Origin of the sequence: Lentzea sp. HUAS12 (assembly GCF_024125735.1) — a bacterium.
GTDB classification, from domain to species: Bacteria; Actinomycetota; Actinomycetes; order Mycobacteriales; family Pseudonocardiaceae; genus Lentzea; species Lentzea albida.
The window spans coordinates 9,258,190-9,276,782 of the sequence record NZ_CP099738.1; the positions used below are offsets into that span (position 1 = coordinate 9,258,190).

At 68.9% G+C, this 18,593-nt stretch carries 20 protein-coding genes; 11 read left to right on the top strand and 9 right to left on the bottom strand.

Annotation, left to right across the window (positions count from 1 at the left end; all coding sequences use genetic code 11):
* Window position 1 precedes the first annotated feature (1 nt).
* Together secF and ND450_RS43655 are read left to right on the top strand one after the other, a co-directional pair.
* A complete protein-coding gene (gene secF / locus ND450_RS43650; protein ID WP_253323791.1) occupies window positions 2-1,153 on the top strand; it encodes a protein translocase subunit SecF in 1,152 nt (383 codons plus the stop codon).
* A gap of 23 nt (window positions 1,154-1,176) precedes the next feature.
* On the top strand, window positions 1,177-1,668 hold the full coding sequence (locus ND450_RS43655; RefSeq protein WP_089913760.1) for an adenine phosphoribosyltransferase: 492 nt from the start codon (window positions 1,177-1,179) through the stop codon (window positions 1,666-1,668).
* A 51-nt stretch (window positions 1,669-1,719) separates the two neighbouring features.
* On the opposite strand, the gene ND450_RS43660 is transcribed toward ND450_RS43655, so the two are convergent.
* Complete coding sequence (locus ND450_RS43660; RefSeq protein WP_253323792.1) at window positions 1,720-2,004, bottom strand: hypothetical protein; 285 nt, start codon at window positions 2,002-2,004, stop codon at window positions 1,720-1,722.
* Window positions 2,005-2,040: 36 nt separating this feature from the next.
* Window positions 2,041-2,289, bottom strand: a complete 249-nt coding sequence (locus ND450_RS43665; protein WP_253323793.1) for a hypothetical protein — start codon at window positions 2,287-2,289, stop codon at window positions 2,041-2,043.
* 687 nt (window positions 2,290-2,976) lie between these two features.
* Here ND450_RS43665 and ND450_RS43670 point away from each other — a divergent pair.
* The 4 genes from ND450_RS43670 (at window position 2,977) to ND450_RS43685 (ending at window position 7,575) form a co-directional block, all read left to right on the top strand.
* Window positions 2,977-4,098: an HNH endonuclease signature motif containing protein gene (locus tag ND450_RS43670; RefSeq protein WP_253323794.1), complete on the top strand. Its 1,122-nt coding sequence runs from the start codon at window positions 2,977-2,979 to the stop codon at window positions 4,096-4,098.
* 66 nt (window positions 4,099-4,164) lie between these two features.
* Window positions 4,165-5,016 (top strand): helix-turn-helix transcriptional regulator, encoded by an 852-nt coding sequence (locus tag ND450_RS43675; protein WP_253323795.1) that lies wholly within the window; start codon window positions 4,165-4,167, stop codon window positions 5,014-5,016.
* Window positions 4,991-5,167, top strand: a complete 177-nt coding sequence (locus ND450_RS43680; protein ID WP_253323796.1) for a DUF397 domain-containing protein — start codon at window positions 4,991-4,993, stop codon at window positions 5,165-5,167. Before ND450_RS43675 ends, ND450_RS43680 begins: the two co-directional genes overlap by 26 nt.
* Before the next feature lie 122 nt (window positions 5,168-5,289).
* Complete coding sequence (locus ND450_RS43685; protein WP_371927591.1) at window positions 5,290-7,575, top strand: bifunctional (p)ppGpp synthetase/guanosine-3',5'-bis(diphosphate) 3'-pyrophosphohydrolase; 2,286 nt, start codon at window positions 5,290-5,292, stop codon at window positions 7,573-7,575.
* 87 nt (window positions 7,576-7,662) lie between these two features.
* Here the strand turns inward: ND450_RS43685 and ND450_RS43690 are convergent, their stop codons facing one another.
* Window positions 7,663-8,520 (bottom strand): peptidylprolyl isomerase, encoded by an 858-nt coding sequence (locus ND450_RS43690; protein WP_253323798.1) that lies wholly within the window; start codon window positions 8,518-8,520, stop codon window positions 7,663-7,665.
* A gap of 114 nt (window positions 8,521-8,634) precedes the next feature.
* Here ND450_RS43690 and ND450_RS43695 point away from each other — a divergent pair, with 114 nt between their 5' ends.
* Genes ND450_RS43695 through ND450_RS43705 form a run of 3 tightly spaced genes read left to right on the top strand, consistent with a single transcriptional unit; the run spans window position 8,635 to window position 11,221 of the window.
* Entirely contained in the window at window positions 8,635-9,345 is a 711-nt protein-coding gene (locus ND450_RS43695) for an MBL fold metallo-hydrolase (protein ID WP_253323799.1), read from the top strand.
* A gap of 5 nt (window positions 9,346-9,350) precedes the next feature.
* The gene (gene hisS / locus ND450_RS43700; RefSeq protein WP_371927592.1) at window positions 9,351-10,598 is read left to right on the top strand and encodes a histidine--tRNA ligase; all 1,248 of its coding nucleotides are present in this window, start codon (window positions 9,351-9,353) and stop codon (window positions 10,596-10,598) included.
* Window positions 10,595-11,221 carry a hypothetical protein gene (locus ND450_RS43705; protein WP_253323801.1) on the top strand — a complete coding sequence of 209 codons (627 nt, stop codon included), beginning with the start codon at window positions 10,595-10,597 and terminating at the stop codon, window positions 11,219-11,221. The genes hisS and ND450_RS43705 overlap by 4 nt, the downstream gene beginning before the upstream one ends.
* Before the next feature lie 33 nt (window positions 11,222-11,254).
* Here ND450_RS43705 and ND450_RS43710 read toward each other — a convergent pair whose 3' ends face one another.
* Window positions 11,255-12,091 carry a spermidine synthase gene (locus ND450_RS43710; RefSeq protein ID WP_089913727.1) on the bottom strand — a complete coding sequence of 279 codons (837 nt, stop codon included), beginning with the start codon at window positions 12,089-12,091 and terminating at the stop codon, window positions 11,255-11,257.
* 46 nt (window positions 12,092-12,137) lie between these two features.
* On the opposite strand from ND450_RS43710, the gene ND450_RS43715 reads away from it, so the two are divergent.
* On the top strand, window positions 12,138-12,491 hold the full coding sequence (locus ND450_RS43715; RefSeq protein WP_253323802.1) for a DUF1304 domain-containing protein: 354 nt from the start codon (window positions 12,138-12,140) through the stop codon (window positions 12,489-12,491).
* Here the strand turns inward: ND450_RS43715 and ND450_RS43720 are convergent.
* Genes ND450_RS43720 through pnuC form a run of 3 tightly spaced genes read right to left on the bottom strand, consistent with a single transcriptional unit; the run spans window position 12,412 to window position 15,411 of the window.
* Complete coding sequence (locus tag ND450_RS43720) at window positions 12,412-13,740, bottom strand: YibE/F family protein (protein WP_371927593.1); 1,329 nt, start codon at window positions 13,738-13,740, stop codon at window positions 12,412-12,414. The two genes, ND450_RS43715 and ND450_RS43720, sit on opposite strands and share 80 nt — an antisense overlap.
* 34 nt (window positions 13,741-13,774) lie before the next feature.
* Window positions 13,775-14,836, bottom strand: a complete 1,062-nt coding sequence (locus ND450_RS43725) for an AAA family ATPase (protein ID WP_253323804.1) — start codon at window positions 14,834-14,836, stop codon at window positions 13,775-13,777.
* Window positions 14,833-15,411, bottom strand: coding sequence for a nicotinamide riboside transporter PnuC (gene pnuC / locus ND450_RS43730; RefSeq protein ID WP_371927594.1), 579 nt, complete (start codon window positions 15,409-15,411; stop codon window positions 14,833-14,835). The genes ND450_RS43725 and pnuC overlap by 4 nt, the downstream gene beginning before the upstream one ends.
* A gap of 39 nt (window positions 15,412-15,450) precedes the next feature.
* On the opposite strand from pnuC, the gene ND450_RS43735 reads away from it, so the two are divergent.
* Window positions 15,451-17,427 (top strand): intein-containing Rv2578c family radical SAM protein, encoded by a 1,977-nt coding sequence (locus tag ND450_RS43735; RefSeq protein WP_253323806.1) that lies wholly within the window; start codon window positions 15,451-15,453, stop codon window positions 17,425-17,427.
* 50 nt (window positions 17,428-17,477) lie between these two features.
* Here ND450_RS43735 and ND450_RS43740 read toward each other — a convergent pair whose 3' ends face one another.
* Together ND450_RS43740 and ND450_RS43745 are read right to left on the bottom strand one after the other, a co-directional pair.
* Entirely contained in the window at window positions 17,478-17,825 is a 348-nt protein-coding gene (locus tag ND450_RS43740; protein WP_253323807.1) for a nuclear transport factor 2 family protein, read from the bottom strand.
* Window positions 17,826-17,844: 19 nt separating this feature from the next.
* Window positions 17,845-18,576: a putative protein N(5)-glutamine methyltransferase gene (locus ND450_RS43745; RefSeq protein WP_253323808.1), complete on the bottom strand. Its 732-nt coding sequence runs from the start codon at window positions 18,574-18,576 to the stop codon at window positions 17,845-17,847.
* Window positions 18,577-18,593: the final 17 nt, after the last annotated feature.

The window sequence follows — 18,593 nt, forward strand, 5'->3', positions numbered from 1 at the left end:
CATGAGCGTGCTCTCACGCCTCTACGTGGGCAACGGCGCCTTCGACATCGTCGGCAAGCGCACCCGCTGGTACATCGTGTCCGGCATCATCCTGCTGGTCTGCATCGGCTCGATGGTGTTCAAGGGCTTCAACCTCGGCATCGACTTCGAGGGCGGCACCAAGATCTCGCTGCCGTCCGCGTCGGCGAGCGGCCAGACCATCTCGACCTCGGCCGTCGAGGACGCGTACGCGAAGGCCCTGCCCGGCAAGAAGCCGAACGCCGTGCAGGCCGTCGGTTCCGGTGCCAGCGCGACGATCCAGCTCAAGTCGCCCGCGCTGAACGTCTCCGAGGTCGCGGCGCTCAAGACGGGCCTCGCGCAGGACCTCCAGCCGCAGGGCGGCCAGACGGCGATCTCCGACAGCGCCGTCTCCGCGTCCTGGGGCGGTGAGATCAGCACCAAGGCCCTGTGGGCCCTGTTCTGGTTCTTCATCGCGGTGACGCTGTTCCTGGTGTTCTACTTCGAGTGGCAGATGGCCGTCGGCGCGCTCGTCGCCGTGTTCCACGACGTCATCATCACCGCCGGCGTGTACTCGCTCATCGGCTTCGAGGTGACACCGGCGACGGTGGTCGGTCTGCTCACGATCCTCGGCTTCTCGCTCTACGACACGGTCGTCGTGTTCGACAAGGTCAAGGAGAACACCCGAGGCCTGCTGGGCCTGACCCGCCGCACGTACGGCGAGGCGTCGAACCTGGCGCTGAACCAGACCCTGATGCGCTCGATCAACACCTCGCTGATCGCGTTGCTCCCGGTCATCGGCCTGCTGGTCGTCGGCGTCGGCATCCTGGGCGTCGGCACCCTGCAGGACCTGGCGCTCGTGCAGCTCGTCGGCATGTTCATCGGTGCCCTGTCCTCGATCTTCATCGCCACCCCGGTGCTGGTGGACCTGAAGATGCGCGACCCGAAGTACATCGCGCAGGCCAAGCGCGTGGCCGCCCGCCGCGCCAAGGCCACGGGCCCGCAGGTCGCCGAGGGCATCGAGTCGGTCGACGACGACGCGCTCGCCGCCGACCTGCGCAAGGAGGAGGCGTACGCCGCCGCCGCGTCGGTGCCCCACCGCACCGCCAAGGCAGGCGACGCCCGCCGCCGCCCGACCGGGAAGCGCCAGCGTTGAAACTGGATCGTGCTCTGGAACTGATGCGTGAAGTCCCGGACTTCCCCCAGCCGGGGGTCGTCTTCCGGGACTTCACGCCGGTCCTCACCGACCCCGACGCCCTGCGCGCCGTGGTCGACGGCCTCCAGGACAAGATCGACGACAGCACCCAGGTGATCGCCGCCATCGAGTCGCGCGGCTTCCTCCTGGGCGCCGCCCTGGGCTACGGCTGGCGCTACGGCGTCGTGCCGCTGCGCAAGCCGGGCAAGCTCCCGGTCGTCGCCGACTCGCAGGCGTACGCGCTGGAGTACGGCGAGGCCTCCCTGGAGCTCCCCGCCGACGCCATCCAGCCGGGCCAGCGCGTGGTCGTCGTCGACGACGTGCTCGCCACCGGCGGCACCGCCGAGGCGGCGTGCACCCTGGTGGAGCGCGCGGGCGGCATCGTGACGGGCGTGTCCGTGGTCCTGGAGATCACCGCCCTGGGCGGACGCTCCAGGCTCGCGGGCCGCGAGGTCAGCGCCCTGATGGCGGTCTAGAACGTTTCGTTCGGAAGGGGACCGGCCAGCTGGCCGGTCCCCTTCCGCATGTCAGCCGGACGCCGGCACGGCGACGAACCGGTAGGCGACGACCACGGTGATCGCCCACAGGAAGTAGAAGATCGGCAACCCCAGCAGGACCAGCCGCCACGCCTTCATGTCACCGTGCCCGACCCGCATCAACGCGGCGGCCGCACCTAGCCACGGCACCACCCCGAGCACCGCGGCCCGCAACCCCTCACCGCCCCCGCCGGTGACCAGGTTGAGCAGGACGATCGCCGCGTACCACACACCGGCGAACGCCAGGCAGTGCCAGATGGGCCGACGGGAATGCATGCCTCAGCTTGTCAGCCCTTGCGGGGCCGCCCGACGTCAGGCAACGGGCGGCGGAGCCACAAAGGCGGCACCCACGCTCACGAACACCAGCGTCACCAGCGACGCAGGAGCCGTGACGACCGCGATCTCCCACAACCGCGGAGCCTTCGCGCGCCGCAACACCAGCCAACTCAACGCGGTCGCCACCACCCAGCCCACCGCCGACCCGACGACGGACCGCGGATCGATGTAGCCGGGATCGTCGAGGGCCAGGTACGCCATCGTGCCAAGCCACACGAACGTCATAGCGGCGCACCACAACAAAGTCCTCACAGCCCGAGTGTGTCAGGCGCCCCGCAACACCTCCCACAAGCCACGTCCCGCTCGTCACCCCGCGCCCCTAGCCCGACCGTCTCTGCCGCCTGCCACGGCCACCTGCCCTACCAACCGGCCTGCCTCAACCAGCCGCCCCGCCCACCCGCAGCCCATGCCGCCCAAGACGGCCGCCCCGCTGCACCATTCCGCGCCCCGCCGGCCACCGCCGTCTGCTCGCCGCCCCTCCTCCAGCCGCCCACACCCCCGATCAGTCCGCAGCACCCCCTGCCGCGGCTGGCGTGCACCGCTCCTGTCGCAGGCACGGCTTCGCCGAACCGGTACATGCCCTCCTTCGTCGGGCGTGTACCGGAACGAATTTCCGTGGTCCATTTCTGAGGGCGATTGCGGGGTGTGGTCCGTGTGCGTGCATAGGGTTTTAGTTGCGTGCGTGGTTGCTAGTGGTTGCGTTGCGTCTAGAGAGAAGTGCACTAACGGCGCCTATAGCGGTTGTCCAGTTGGTTCACCCGAACGTGTCCGATCTGACGTGCTTTTATGCTGTGATCTTGCGGTAATGTCGAACGCATGAGCGAACGAGACTTCCGACTTCTGTCTACCGGCGAGCTGCTTGCCGCAGTCGTTGGTGACGTGGTGGAAATTCGCGTTCTTGAGAATGTGGTCATGCAGAAGATCGCCGAGTTGTCTCGGCGTGGGGCTGCGGCCGAGTTGGGTTATCGGAATGTCGCTCAGGTTCTGCGGCACGCGGTGCGGTGGGACCTGAAGACGGCTCGTCAGTGGGTCGCCCGGGCCGAGGTGCTGGCTCGGGAGGTCACGCCGTCCGGGTCGGTGCTGGAGGCGGAGTTGCCTGTCACCGCTGTGGCGGTGGCGGAGGGTTCGCTGTCCGGCGAGCACATCTCGGCGGTGGCCGAGGTGATGAGGGAGTTGCCGCCGGAGGCCGAGGCGCCGGTGGTGGAGTTCGCGCAGGCGCACGAGCCCAGTGCTGTGCGGGCGTTCGGCAAGGAGTTGGCGTACCGGCTGTATCAGCAGGACGCGGAGCCCCAAGAGGTCGTGGAGCAGGCGCCGGTCAACCGGCTGCGCATGGAGTGGAAGGGCGAGCAGTTGGAGATGTGGGCGAAGCTCGACAAGGTCGCCGGCGCCAAGTTCGAGGCGATGATCGACCCGTTGGCCAAGCCCCGCCCGACCACTCCGGAAGAAGGTGTCGACCCACGCTCGCGTGCCGAGCGCGAGGGTGACGCGTTCGCCGACCTGATCGACCTGATGTTGCGTGCCGACCGCCTGCCGGAGCACGGCGGCGAGCCCGTCACGCTCACCCTGACGATGTCGTACGAGAACCTGGCCGGGAAGACGGGCTTCGCGACGCTCGACAACCGCGTCCGCGTCCCGGCCACGCTGGTCCGCCGCCTCGCCTGCAACGCCGGAGTGATCCCGGTGGTGCTGGGCGGCCGGTCCGAGGCGGTGGACATAGGCCGCAAGGCGAGGACCTTCCCCGCCGCCATCCGCCGCCTGCTGGTGGCGAGAGACCAGGGGTGCACCTTCCCGGGCTGCGACCGCCCGCCGAAGCACTGCGACGCCCACCACGTGAAGTTCTGGTCCGAGGGCGGCGAGACATCCGTGAACAACGCGGCCCTGCTGTGCCGCCACCACCACACCTTGATCCACCAAAGCGATTGGGAGGTGAAGCTCCACAATGGAATCCCCACGTTCGTCCCACCTGCCTGGCTCGACCCCGACCGCACACCCAGGACCAACACGACCCACCGCGCCGGCCGCCACGCCGCCTAGTGGCGCGCCCGTTTTCACCCGAAGGAGCTGGTTCGTGGAGGAGGGTCAATGCCTACCGTCGGACGAATGACTGCGATCACCTCCACCGCGTACAGCCGCGACCTGGGCGACGAACTGCGCCGCCTCCGCGAGAAGTTCACGGGGCTGACGGGCCACGCCTTCGCGGAACAACTCGGCTGGGACCCGAGCAAGGTCTCCAACATCGAGAAGGGCAAAGCGCGGGCGAGCGAGATCGACCTCGTGCAGTACCTGCTGACGTGCGGGCGCGACACGGGCTATTTCGAAGCCTTCCGCGACCGCTACCGGTACGCCTTCGACCCGTACGTGGTGACCGTCCCCGACAACCTGCGCACCCTGGCCCTGGCGGAAGCGCAAGCCAAGAAGATCACCACTTTTGACGTGCTGTCCGTGCCTGGGCTCGTTCAGATTCCGGAGTACGCGGAGGCGTTGCTCGCCTCTGGCCGGAACACGCCGGAGGAGGTGGAGAAGTACCTCAGGTGGCGGATGGAGCGCCAGGCGATTCTGAAGCGGCCCAATCGACCGGATTGTCGCTTCTATGTGCATGAGTTGGCGTTGCAGCTTCAGGTGGGCGACGAGCGGATCATGGAGGAGCAGTACCTGCGCCTGCTGTTCAATACGCACATCCTCCGGATTGTGCCGATGTCCGCTGGTCAGGCCGTGATCAGAATGTCCGCGCGCATGCTTTTCAGCTTCGAGAAGCTGGTGCCCATGGCCTACAGCGAGACCGACCTCGCGCGGGTCTTCGCGCACGACGGCGCAGCTATCGCCGACTGCCGGGAGTTCTTCAAGTGGCTGGATGCCCTCGCGTTGGATGAGGGACAATCGCGGAGCGTGCTGGCGAGCTACGTCAGCAATCTCCGAAAGGACTCCGATGAGCCACGACCGGAGTTGGCGTAAGAGCACCTACAGCGGTCCTCAGGGCGACAGCGCCTGCGTTGAGGTGTCACTCGCCCAGGACGCTCTCGTGCGTGATTCCAAGGCCACCCAAGGTGAGGTTCTGGCGTTCTCCGCTGACGCCTGGCGGGCGTTCGTGGTGAGCGTCGCCTGATCGGCTCAACGGAAGTTTGTGCGGCGTTCACCGTGTGAGCTGTGCCGCTCACCGCGCCATCGGAAGTTTCATCACGGTAAACGCGTTATCCTCGGTACTCGCGAGACCCGAGGAGCGTGGGGTTGAGTCAAGACACCGAACCCGCTGCGACGGTTGTTCAACCGTCGGCTACCCGGCGTGTGCGCGCCCGCCTTGCGCGGCGCATCACCGCCCAACGTGCGGCCCCGGTGAAGCAGGTCCTCGAACCTCTCGCCGCCGTGCACCGTGACCTCCATCCCAAAGCCGATCTGGCGCTTCTGCAGCACGCATATGACGTTGCCGAGGAGAAGCACCGCCCGCAGCGCCGCAAGTCCGGCGACCCGTACATCACCCACCCGCTCGCCGTGGCGACGATCCTCGCCGAGCTGGGCATGGACACCACGACGCTGGTGGCCGCGCTGCTGCACGACACCGTGGAAGACACCGACTACTCGCTCAACCAGCTCAAGGAAGACTTCGGTGAGGAAGTCGCCCGGCTGGTCGACGGGGTGACGAAGCTCGACAAGGTCAAGCTGGGGGCGGCTGCCGAGGCGGAGACCATCCGCAAGATGGTCATCGCGATGGCCAAGGACCCGCGGGTCCTGGTCATCAAGCTCGCCGACCGGCTGCACAACATGCGCACGATGCGGTTCCTGCCGCCGGAGAAGCAGGCCCGCAAGGCCCGCGAAACGCTCGAGGTGCTCGCACCCCTGGCCCACCGGCTGGGCATGGCGACGGTCAAGTGGGAGCTGGAGGACCTGGCGTTCGCCATCCTGCAGCCGAAGAAGTACGACGAGATCGTCCGCCTGGTCGCGAAGCGCGCGCCGAGTCGTGACACCTACCTGCGGTCCGTCGTCGACGAGCTGAACGGTCAGCTCGAGGCGGCCCGGATCGTGGCGAAGGTCGAGGGCAGGCCGAAGCACTACTACTCGATCAACCAGAAGATGATCGTCCGCGGCCGGGACTTCGACGACATCCACGACCTCGTGGGCGTCCGGATCCTGGTGGACGAGGTGCGGGACTGCTACGCCGCGATGGGCGTCGTCCACGCCGCCTGGCAGCCGATGCCGGGGCGGTTCAAGGACTACATCGCGCAGCCGCGGTTCGGCGTCTACCAGTCGCTGCACACGACCGTGATCGGACCCGACGGCAAGCCCCTGGAAGTGCAGATCCGCACCCAGGAGATGCACCAGAGGGCCGAGTACGGCATCGCGGCGCACTGGCGCTACAAGGAGACCAAGGGCACGCACAACGGCAAGTCCGTCGAGATCGACGAGATGGCGTGGATGCGCCAGCTCCTCGACTGGCAGCGGGAAGCCGCGGACCCCGGTGAGTTCCTGGAGGGCCTGCGCTGGGACCTCGCCGCGCGCGAGATCTTCGTGTTCACGCCCAAGGGGGACGTGGAGACGTTGCCGACGGGCTCCACGCCGGTCGACTTCGCCTACTCCGTGCACACCGAGGTCGGGCACCGCTGCATCGGTGCCCGCGTGAACGGTCGCCTGGTCGCCCTGGAGCGCAAGCTCGAGAACGGTGAGGTCGTCGAGATCTTCACCTCCAAGGCGGAGGGCGCGGGTCCGTCCCGCGACTGGCTGAGCTTCGTGGCGTCCCCGCGCGCCAAGGCGAAGATCAAGCAGTGGTTCGCCAAGGAGCGCAAGGAAGAGGCGATCGAGCAGGGCAAGGACGCGATCACCAAGGAGGTCCGGCGCGTCGGGCTTCCGATCCAGCGCCTGGTCTCGGTCGACTCGATGCAGGCCCTCGCGAAGGAACTGCACTACCCGGACATGAGCGCGCTGTACGCGGCGGTCGGGGAGGGGCACACCTCCGCCCGCCACGTCGTGCAACGGCTCGTCGCGCAGCTCGGCGGTGTGGATCACGCCGAGGAGGAACTGGCCGACCGCGCCACCCCGTCCACCGTCACCCGGCGCCGCCCCACCGGCGACGCGGGCGTGATCGTCAAGGACGCGGGCGACGTGTGGGTGAAGCTCGCCCGCTGCTGCACCCCGGTGCCGGGCGACGACATCCTCGGCTTCGTCACAAGGGGCGGCGGCGTGTCCGTGCACCGCACCGACTGCACGAACGCGGAGGAGCTGCTCAAGTCGCCGGAACGGCTCCTCGACGTCGAGTGGGCGCCGTCGGCCTCCAGCGTGTTCCTGGTCGCCATCCAGGTCGAGGCGCTCGACCGGCACCGGCTGCTCTCGGACGTCACGAAGGTGCTGGCCGACGAGCGCGTGAACATCCTGTCGGCGTCGGTGACGACGTCACGCGACAGGGTGGCCGTCAGCCGGTTCTCGTTCGAGATGGGCGACCCGAAGCACCTCGGTCACGTTCTGAAGGCCGTGCGCGGCATTGAGGGCGTCTACGACGTGTACCGCGTGACGTCGGCCTCGTAGGCCGGCACTGGGGCGAGAGACGAGAGGAGCCCCCGTCCTGAAGAGGGCGGGGGCTCCGTCGTGTGTAGCTCTAAGTGCTGAGTGCGCTCAGTTCGCGACCAGCGCCGACTTGATGTCGACCGGGGTCTTCGGCTTGCCGTCGCCCTGGCCCGGCTGCTGCGAGATCGTGCCGGTCTTCGCGACCTCGTCGATCTTCTTCAGCGAGTCCTCGTCGACCGTGCCGAAGATCGTGTACTTGGCCTGCAGGTTCGCGCCGTCGCCGTAGACGATGAAGAACTGCGAGCCGTTCGTGTCCGGGCCCGAGTTCGCCATGGCGAGCACACCGCGGCCGTAGGTGAGCTCCGGGTAGACCTCGTCCTTGAACGAGTAGCCGGGGCCGCCCATGCCGTTGCCGCCGGGGTCGCCGCACTGCAGGACCTGGATGCCGGTCACCACGAGGCGGTGGCAGGTCGTGTTGTCGAAGTACTTCTGCTTCGCGAGCTCGACGAAGTTGTTCACCGTGCACGGCGCGAGCGAGCGGTCCAGGGTGAACTTCAGGTCACCGATCGAGGTGCCGAGCGTGACACCGACCGTGCCGACCGAGGACTGCTCGCCGTTCGCGGGCGGCGTGTTCTCCTTGGCCGCCGGCTCCTGGCCCTTCGTGTATTCACAGTTCACCTTCTCCGGGAGCGCCTGGGGGCGCTTCGGGATCTGGTGCAGCGCGGTGGGGATGTTCTCCGCCTTGTCCACCGACTCCTGGGTGGGAGTCTCCGACGCGGCGGCGTCACCGTTGCCGAATACGTCGTTGGTCGCGAGGAACCACACGCCACCTCCGACGAGCGCAACAACGACGACCGTCGACACGACGGCGATGATGCGACGCTTCTTGGCCCGCTCCTGGCGGTAGACCATCTGACGCTCAAGCTTGCGCTTGGCTGCCGCGCGTCGCTGCTCGTTGGTGGGCACGTGCTCCCTCCCCAGGGACTCATGCGAATAGGGCGGTCGGCTCGGCAGTCTAGGGCCTGGGCATATGAGCTTTGTGTGGTGGTTAGGCTGTCCTTGAACAGGGAGGTCATTTTCGTGCTCGTGATCGGGTTCCCCACCGGGGCGCTCCAGGCGAACTGCTTCGTCCTGGCGGCCGGTGAGGGCGAGCCCTGCGTGATCATCGACCCCGGTCAGGACGCGGTCGAGCCGATCGAGCAGGCCTTGCGCAAGCACCGCCTCGCGCCTGTCGCCGTGCTGCTCACGCACGGGCACTTCGACCACACGTTCTCCGTCACCCCGGTCTGCGACGGCAACGACGTCCCGGCGTACATCCACCCGGACGACGTGGCGATGCTGTCGGACCCGCTCAAGGGCATCAGCGCCGAGTCGGCCGCGTTCTTCGGCGGCAACCTCGAGATGCGCGAGCCCTCGGAGGTCCGCGAGCTGACCGACGGCCTCGAGCTCGACCTCGCCGGCCTGCGGATCACCGTCGACCACACGCCGGGCCATACCGGCGGGTCGGTGATGTTCCGCTCCGGCGCGCAGGAAGGGGGTCGCCTGGTGATCTCGGGTGACACGCTCTTCGCCGGTTCGATCGGACGCACCGACCTGCCCGGCGGTGACCACTCCGCGATGCTGTCGTCCCTGCAGAGCAAGGTCATGACCTTGCCCGACGACACGGTGGTGCTGCCCGGCCACGGCCCGACGACGACCATTGGCCGCGAACGCGCGACGAACCCGTACCTCCTGCAGTTGCAGACGGTCGGTTCGAACGACGGGCCCGCGGCCCCGCACCGAGGACTTTGAGAGACGTGTTTTCCGCACCCAAGGGCGTTCCCGACTACATCCCGCCGACGTCTGCCGCTTTCGTGCACGTTCGGTCGACTCTGACGCGGGCCGCCGAGCTCGCGGGCTACGGCTACGTCGAGCTGCCGGTCTTCGAGGACACGGCGCTGTTCGCGCGCGGTGTCGGCGAGTCGACCGACGTCGTGACCAAGGAGATGTACACCTTCCTCGACCGCGGCGAGCGCTCGATCACGCTGCGCCCCGAGGGCACCGCGGGCGTGATGCGGGCCGTGATCGAGCACAGCCTCGACCGCGGGTCGCTGCCGGCCAAGCTGTACTACTCGGGCCAGTTCTTCCGCGCCGAGGCCCCGCAGGCCGGTCGGTACCGGCAGTTCCACCAGGTCGGCATCGAGGCGATCGGCATCGACGACCCGGCCCTGGACGCCGAGGTCATCGCGGTCGGTGACGCCGGGTTCCGCGCGATCGGCCTCACCGGCTACCGCCTGGAGCTCACCTCGCTGGGCGACGCGAACTGCCGTCCCGCCTACCGGGAGAAGCTGCAGGCGTTCCTCGCGGAGCTGCCGCTCGACGAGGCGACCCGGCAGCGTGCCGAGCTGAACCCGCTGCGCGTGCTCGACGACAAGCGCCCCGAGGTGCGCGAGATGGTCGCCGAGGCGCCGCTGATGGTGGACAACCTCTGCGACGCGTGCCGTGAGCACTACGAGCTGGTCAAGGGCTACCTGACCGAGCTGGGCGTGAAGTTCGTCGAGAACCCGCGCATGGTCCGCGGCCTCGACTACTACACGAAGACGACGTTCGAGTTCGTCCACGACGGTCTCGGCGCGCAGTCCGGCATCGGCGGCGGTGGCCGTTACGACGGCCTGATGGCGCAGCTGGGCGGCCAGGAGCTGTCCGGTGTCGGTTTCGGTCTCGGCGTCGACCGCGCACTGCTCGCGGCCCAGGCGGAGGGCGTGCTGCCGGAGTTCTCCCGCGTCGACGTGATCGGCGTGCCGCTGGGCGAGGCCGCGCGGGCGCGCCTGGTGGCGATCGCCGGTGAGCTGCGGTCCGCGGGCGTCCGGACCGACCTGGTCTACGGCGGCCGGTCGATGAAGGCGGGCTTCAAGGCGGCGGACAAGTCGGGCGCGAAGCTCGCGCTGGTGCTCGGTGAGCGCGACCTCGAGGCCGGCAGCATCGGCGTGAAGACCCTCGCGACCGGTGAGCAGGTGACGGTGCCGCTGGCGGACGTTGTCGAAGAGGTGCGGAAGGCGCTGTGAGCGACGACAAGCTCGTTCTCGACCTGCTCGACAAGGCGACGGTCCGCAAGCGGGCGCGCATGGTGGCGATCGGCGGCATCATGGTCGCCCTCGCCTTCGGCGCGATCGTGGGCCTGATCGGCGGCCGCTGGCCGGGCGTCATCGCGGGCGTGATCGTGGCGGTGCCGGTGATCCTGCTGGCGCTGTCCGAGGCGCGCCGCACGGTGTGGCTCGAGGGCACGACGGTCCACGTGCGGGCGTTCGGCACGCGCAAGGTGGACCTCGCCACGGCCGACGGCCTCGACCTGCTGGTCACCGACCTGCGCGGGGCCCGGACCGTCGGGCTGTTCGTGCGCGGGAACAAGAAGGCGATCAACGTCGCCCTGTCGATGTACGCGGGAACGGGCGGTCGTGAGCTGGGCGTCTACCAGCTGCGTCGCCTGGCCGACGCGCTGGCCGCCCGCGGCGACACGCCCGGCCTGGTGTTCTCGGAACTGCTCGTCGCGCAGCTGCGGGCCGAGGCACGGGGCCTGGCGGCGGCGGAACGGCCGCTGTACCGGCTCGGGTCGCTGGCCCCGGCGGGCCGGATGGCGCAGAAGCTGCATCCGGACGCGGTCTCGAAGTTCGTGACCTCGCTGGACTGAAACCGGACGCCGCTCCCTCGGGGGCGGCGTTCTTCACGTGCCCCAGAGGCCGGACGGCGGGGCGGGCGAGAGCTTCGCGGTGGCGTCCGTCGTCACCGGTGCTCCGCCGATGAACTTCGTCAGGCCCGTGCCGTGCTCGACGCGGCCCTGGAACGGGTCGCCGGCCGTCGCCCGGGTCAGTTGCTGCATCGGCAGGGCGTGGTGTGAGGCCATGATCACGAAGTTGCCGAAGCGGCGGCCGCGGAACACGCCCGGTTCGGCGAGCACGCAGACGTGTTCGAACACCGCGCGCACGGTCGCGCACTGGGAGCGGGCGAACTGCAGGCCGTTGCCGTCGCCGATGTTCGCGGTGTAGATGCCGTCCTCGGCCAGTGCCGCGGACGCCTGGCGCACGAACTCCACGGACGTCAGGTGCGCCGGTGTGCGGGCTCCGGCGAAGCAGTCGGACACGATCAGGTCGAACGAGCCGGGACGCGCCTTGACGAGCACCGCGCGCGCGTCGCCCGTCGTGATCCGCACGCGGGGAGGCGGCGGCAGTTCGCGGCGGATGAACGCGATCAGGCCCGCGTCGATCTCGGCCACCTGCTGAGACGCGCGAGGCAGTAGATCGGCCACGTAGCGCGCTAGCGTGAGAGCGCCACCACCCAGGTGGAGCACACGCGAAGGCGCGGTGAGGTCGACGATGTGACCCAGCCTGCGGACGTACTCGAACTCCAGGTAGGTCGGGTCGTCCAGGTCCACATGCGACTGTGGGGTTCCGTTGACCCGCAACGTCCAGGAGTTCCGTCCGCCGAGGTCGGGGACCAGCTCCGCGACGCCGGAGTCGATCGACTCGGTGATCGCCTCTGTGTCGGGCCGTTGTCTTCCCACTGCTCTATTGTCTCACCGCGTGTGTCAGCTCTGAGGAGGAACCCAAGTGCAGGTCATCGCAGGCGTCTTGCTCGCTCTCGTGGCGTTGATCCACATCTACATCGTGGTGCTGGAGATGTTCCTCTGGACGACCCCGCGCGGGCAGAAGGCGTTCGGCCTCACGCCCGAGTTCGCGCAGGAGTCCAAGGCGCTCGCCGCGAACCAGGGTCTCTACAACGGGTTCCTCGCCGCCGGACTGATCTACGCGATCGTCCGGCAGGACTTCGGCGCGTCGGTGCTCTTCACGGTGTTCGTGATCGTGGCCGGCATCTACGGCACGTTCACGGCGAGCCGGAAGATCTTCTTCGTGCAGGTGGTGCCGGGCGTGCTGGCGCTGCTCTTCGTGCTGCTGGCCCGCTAGGCCGTTCCCACGGCCCCTTGTCGGGGTCGTAGCCGGTGAAGAGGTCGCCCTCGATGCGCGCGGGCCGGGGTTTCGGCGCCGGCTTCGCGCGCTTCACGGTCTTCGGCTCGGGTTCCGGCTCGGGCTCGGGTTCGGGGGCCTGGAGCGGGGTGACGTCCTGGCGCACCGCGATCAGCGCGGCCAGCGCCGTCGTCACCGGGATCGCCGCCACCAGGCCGATGCTGCCGACCAGGGTGCGCACGATCTCGGACGCGATCTGCTGCGCCGTCAGGATCTCCCCCATCGACCGCCCGGCCAGTGAGATCGCCAGCAGCAACGGCAGGGCGGCGCCCGCGTAGGCCATCACGAGCGTGTTCACGACGGACGACATGTGGTCGCGACCGATCCGGGAGCCCGCGGCGAACAGTTCGCGCCACGTCAGCTTGTCGTTGGCACGGCGGAGTTCCCACACGGCGCTGGTCTGGGTGACCGTCACGTCGTCGAGCACGCCCAGCGCGCCGATCAGCGTGCCCGCGAGCAGCAGGCCGCGGGTGTCGATGTTCGTGCCGAGCAGCGTGACGAGGTTCGTGGTGTCCTCGTCGATGCCGGTGAGCTTCGACGCCGCCGAGAACAGCGCGCCCAGCGCGCCGATCAGGGCCAGGCTGACCAGGGTGCCCAGCACCGCGGTCGACGTGCGGGCGGAGATGCCGTGGGTCAGGTACAGCACCACGAACATGATCAGTCCGGCACCGACCACCGCGACGAGCAGCGGGTTCTCGCCCGCGAGGATCGACGGCATGATGAACAGCACCAGCACCACGAAGCTCAGCAGCAACGCGCCGAGCGCCGCGAGCCCCTGCCAGCGCCCGAGCAGCAGCACGGCGCCCGCGAAGAGCAGCGCCAGCACCCAGAGCGACCACCCGCGCTGGAAGTCGACGATCTGGTACGACTCGGCGGCCTGCGGCTGGCTGCCCGCGTAGGACAGCACCACCTCGTCGCCGAGCGCGAAACTCGGCGCCCCGGGCCCCTTCACGCTCGGGATCGTGACGCTCTGGCCGCTCGCGGCGCCGTCGGTCATCTTGACGGTCACCGCGACGCACTTCTCGCCGCAGTTCTCTGCCACACCGGTGACGACGGCCGCGACCGGTGTCTGGTGCAGCCCGATCTCCGCGCCGGTCTTCTGCTCGTACCCGAACGGGTAGAGCAGTGCCGCGCCGACGAGTGTGGCCAGCGCGAACGGCACCAGCAGCCACAGCAGCAACGTGCGCACGCGCTGTGATGCCGGTTCCTCGTTCAGCGCATGGCTATGCCCGTGACCGTGACCCACGCGCGACATCCTGCCGCATGAGGTGTTCAACGGCAGTGACGCCCGCGTCGAACCTGTTCTCCGTCAGTTTCAGCCACGGCACCCCGCGCCGCGTGAGCTCGCGTTCGAACAGGCCGGTCATCCACTCGCGGAGGTGCTCGCCGTCACGCCAGCCGTCCTGTTCGAACGGAACGCCGACGTGGTCGGTCAGCAGGTACAGGTCCGGTTCGGCGCCCTGGAAGACCTCGGGCCGGAAACCGAGGTAGCGCTCTCCCCACGCGGTCGCGGCGAACGCGTCGTTGTCCGCGATCACCAGCGGCGCGGTCTCGGCCTGGATGCGGCGGTCCTGTTCGCGGGCAACGTCTTCGAAGTCGCCCAGGGTCCACACCAGACCGTCCACCGTGGCTTCCCGGTCGAACGCGCGTGCGGCGGCGAGCTTGTGCTCGGTGTGCTCGCGGCCGTACTCCGGGATCCAGGGTGCTCCGAAATGGTCGGCGAGCTGCTTCGAGAGCGTGGTCGTGCCCGTGCTCTCCGCGCCGACGACCACGACCTTGCGGCCCAGGCCGCGCTGGGTCGCGGGGGAGAGGTGGTGCCAGTGCGCGACCGGGTCGGTGCGCACCGCCGTGCCCGAGACCGGGTGGGTGAAGCGGTCGAGGTCGACGAGCACGTGCCGCGCGCCCAGCCGGCGGGCCAGTTCGTCGCCGTACTTCTCGCTGGAGAACACGACGTCGACCGGGGCCCGCGACGGGTCGCCGTCCGCGATCGCGCGCCGCGCCAGCACCGCGCGGGTCAGTGCGACGTGCAGGTCCCAGATCTCGTCGGAGTCGAAGTCCATCGGGTGGTCGTCGAGGTCGCCGACGATGCGGACGCCGGGGGTGTCGCGGTGGGTCTCGGTCAGCCAGCGCACGCGGTGGTCGAGGGGGATGGTCTCGCTCGACGCGGCCAGGACGGTCACCGTGGTGCGGGTGCTGCGGGAGGCCGCCGTCTCGATGAGGTGGTGGTGGCCGTTGTGCGGTGGGTAGAACTTGCCGAGCACGAGCGCGTGGTCGTATTCCTTCACGCCTGCACCTCGTCGCTCTTCAGATCCTTTGTCCAGTTCCGCAACCCGAGCACGCACAGCACCATGAACCCCACGTACAACACCGCCGTCAAATACAGTTCTTTGTAGGCGTAGAGCGGCACGTAGATCACGTCCGCGGCGATCCACAGCCACCAGCACTCGACCTTCTTGCGCGCCTGGCCCCAGGTGGCGAGCAGCGACAGGACGGTCGTGACGGCGTCCCAGAAGGGCACGGTGGACTCGGTGAAGCTGACCAGGACCCAGTGCAGCAGACCGGTTCCGAGCACGCCGGCCACCGCGAGCCACAGCCACTGCGGTCCGGTCGTGCGGCTGACGCGCAACGTGCTGTGCTGCTCGCCGCCGCGCACCCACGCCCACCAGCCGTAGACGGCGAGTGCCATGTAGACGATCTGGAGACCGGAGTCGGCGTAGAGACCGCTGCCCCAGAACAGCACGAGGAACGCGATGTTGTTCGCGATGCCGATGGGCCAGTTCCAGGGGTTCTGGCGGGCGACCAGCCACACGCACAGTGCGCCGGTGACGAAGCCTGCTACCTCAACGGGTGACAAGGGCACTCCTTGACCGCTGTTCGAACATGTGTTCGAATCGATGGCGTGCGATGGGACGGACAGAAACTCGAGGCAGAGCCGCAACAGGCGCTACCGGGGCTACCGGGACTGGTGCGCAGCGTACGAACTCCTGAGTTCGCGGACGTGGTGTTCCACGAGGTCCGCGCCAAATCCGTGCTCAACGGGGTACCGGGTTCGTCGCTGCCGTTCGCGTGGACGGTCAACCCGTACCGCGGCTGTTCACACGCCTGCACGTACTGCATGGCCGGGGACACGCCGATCCTCATGGGCAACGGTCGCACGAAGCCGTTGTCCGAGCTGCGCGAAGGTGACGAGATCTACGGCACCGAGCTCGTCGGCAACTACCGGCGCTACAAGCTCACGACCGTTCTCGCGCACTGGGAGACGCGCAAGGAGGCGTACCGGCTGACGCTGGAGGACGGCACGTCCGTGGTCGCGTCCGGGGACCACCGGTTCCTGACCGACCGCGGCTGGAAGCACGTGACGGGGGAGACGGCGGGCGTTGGACGCAGGCCGCACCTCACCACCGGCAACAAACTCATGGGCACGGGGGCTTTCGTCGAGCAGCCCGCCGTGACCGACGACTACCGCCGCGGGTACCTGCGCGGCATGGTGGACGACGAGACCGAGTTCCACATCCCCCTGGCCGACATCGAGGCCATGGACCGCACGCAGGAGTACCTCGACTACTTCGGCGTGCGAGAAGGCGAGGGATTTCTGCACCAGGTGCGCGTACTAGCGCACTGGCAGATAGCGCCGAACCCGGACTGGCTCAAAGGATTCCTGGCCGGCGCGTTCGACTACCTCGGGACCTGCTCGCGCAGCATCCTGCGGCTGTCCACGCGCAACGCCACCGTTCTGGAAGCGATCTGCCTGGCGCTCAAGCACTTCGACTTCGACTTCGCGATCGAGGAGCTGCGCCGCCGTCGTGGCGTGCGGGTCGTGCGGCTGCGCGGCGGGCTGCGGGAGAACCTGCGGTTCTTCCACACCGTCGACCCGGCGATCACCCGCAAGCGCGACATCGACGGCGTGGCGATCAAGTCGCAGCGGCCGCTCGGCGTCGTGTCGGTGGAACCGCTGGGGGAGATGACCCTCTACGACATCTCGACCGGCACCGCGGACTTCATCGCCAACGGGGTGGTGTCGCACAACTGCTTCGCCCGCAAGACCCACTCCTACCTGGATCTGGACACCGGCAAGGACTTCGACGACCAGCTGATCGTCAAGGTCAACGCCGGGGAGGTGCTGTCGCGCCAGCTGCGGTCGTCGCGCTGGAAGCAGGAGCACGTGGCGCTCGGCACGAACACCGATCCGTACCAGCGGGCGGAGGGGCGGTACGCCTTGATGCCAGGGATCATCGAGGCGCTGACCGCCTCCCGCACGCCCTTCTCGATCCTCACGAAGGGCACGCTGCTGGCACGGGACCTGCCGCTGCTGACCGCGGCCGCCGAGGTCGTGCCGGTCGGGATCGCGGTGTCGCTCGCGCTGATGGACCGGGACCTGCACAAGTCGCTGGAGCCCGGCACGCCGACGCCCGCCGCCCGGCTGGAACTGGTCCGGAAGGTGCGGGAGGCCGGTCTGCCGTGCGGGGTGTTCGTGGCGCCGGTGCTGCCGGAGCTGACGGATTCCGTGGAGCAGCTGGACTTCCTGCTGGAGCAGATCGCCGCGGCCGGCGCGACCGGTGTGACGGTGCTGCCGCTGCACCTGCGGCCCGGTGCGAAGGAGTGGTTCGCGGCGTGGCTGCGGCGCGAGCACCCGGATCTCGTGGAGACGTACCGGTACCTGTACGGAGCCAGGTCCTATGTGGACAAGCGGTACCGCGCCCGGCTCGCCGCGCGGGTGGTCCCGCTGATCGAGAAGCACGGGCTGGCACCGCGGGGGCGTTCCACCGACGCCGTCACCGGTGTGCCCGGTGACGACGAAGGCGTGTGGCCCGACGGCAGCCTGCCGGTGGGTGTGCCGGCGCCGCGTGTCGACCAGGAACAGCTCACCCTGCTGTGATCGTCCTGCTGTGATCGTCTGAGTGGACGCCCTCTTCCCCGGGGTGTCTTCTACTCGGCCCACCCGCCCTGGGCCATCGTCTGGAACTTCCACTCGCCGCCGACCCGCGTGAGCAGGTCGCCGTAGCGCACCGTGATCCCGTTGATCGTGCCGTCCGTGATCACGAAGACCAGGTTGTCGTTGATGAAGTGCGGCGTCCTGGTGGACTCCATCTGCACCTCGCCGCCCAGCTGGGCCCCCATCTGCTCGAGGAACGTCGCGCGGTCCCACGACGTGGCCGACCCGTCCGTGACCGTGTTGATCGGGAACAGGGCCATGTCGGCCATCGCCTCGACGTCGCCCTTCACCGCGAGCGCGTCCCACTTCTCGAACCACTGCATGACCTCGTCGTACGACATACCGTACATTGTACGGAACTCAGCGCGTGCCGACCACCGCGTTGGTGTCGTCGCTGGTCACGAGCGTGGTGGTGAGGCCTGCGGCGGTGAACGCGGCCAGTGCGGCCGGTGCCTGGCGCTCGCTGGTCTCGCTCAGCAGGGTGCCGCCGGGGCGCAGCCAGGTCGCGGCCTGGGCGGCCACCCGGCGCAGGACGTCGAGGCCGTCCTCGCCGCCGTCGAGCGCCACGCGTGCCTCGTGGTCGCGGGCCTCGGGTGGCATGAACCGGATGTCCTCGGTAGGCACGTACGGGACGTTGGCGACCACGACGTCGATGTGGCCGCGCAGGTGCTGCGGCAGGGCGTCGAACAGGTCGCCTTCGAACACGGTCGTGAGGTTCCGGCGGGCGCACTCGACCGCCGCCGGGTCGATGTCGGCGGCGTAGACCGTGGCGTCCGGGAGTCGGTGCTGGAGGACCGCGCCGACCGCGCCCGAGCCGCAGCACAGGTCCACGATCACGGCGGGCTTCAGGTCGGTGGCGAGGTCGACCAGGAGTTCGGTGCGGTGGCGGGGGACGAAGACGCCCGGGGTGACCACGATCCGGTGGCCGCAGAACAGCGCCCAGCCGACGACGTGTTCGAGCGGGAGGCCGCCGACCCGTTGTGTCACCAGTTCTTCCAGGTGCTCGGGGCTGGTGGCGGCTTCTTCGAGCAGTGCGGCCTCTTCTTCGGCGAACACGCAGCCGGCGGCCCTGAGTCTCTCCACGGTGGTCATCGAGGTGCGACGGTACG